Source organism: Desertibacillus haloalkaliphilus (assembly GCF_019039105.1).
In the GTDB taxonomy this organism is placed as follows: Bacteria; Bacillota; Bacilli; order Bacillales; family KJ1-10-99; genus Desertibacillus; species Desertibacillus haloalkaliphilus.
The window spans coordinates 1-320 of sequence record NZ_JAHPIV010000656.1; the positions used below are offsets into that span (position 1 = coordinate 1).

Below are 320 nucleotides of genomic sequence, written 5' to 3' on the forward strand. Positions count from 1 at the left end.
GTACTACCACCGATTGATCAGACTGCGTTGATGATTAACCGTGCCTTAGCGGTGTCAGTCAGCGATGATTTAGTCAAAAAGTATCATGATAACAAACAGGTCGATGATGACTTCGTTAATATTTTCGTGCGTCAAACGGTTGATTATGCCTTTATCTTGACGAATGAAGTGCCTAACAATTGGACGCCAGACAATCTTTTCCAAGCAATGGGCATGACGTTGGGGTACTTAGAAGTGGATCGCCAGTATACGGGGCTGCTTGTTGAACTGATGGAAGCAATCGTAGAGAACTTGGTTGAACGCGGCCTAATTCGTGATAG

General features: G+C 44.4%; 1 protein-coding gene. It reads left to right on the forward strand.

The features are described 5' to 3' along the window. The coding region (locus KH400_RS23730) for a hypothetical protein (protein ID WP_217228798.1) at nucleotides 1-320 on the forward strand (320 nt) is incomplete at both ends.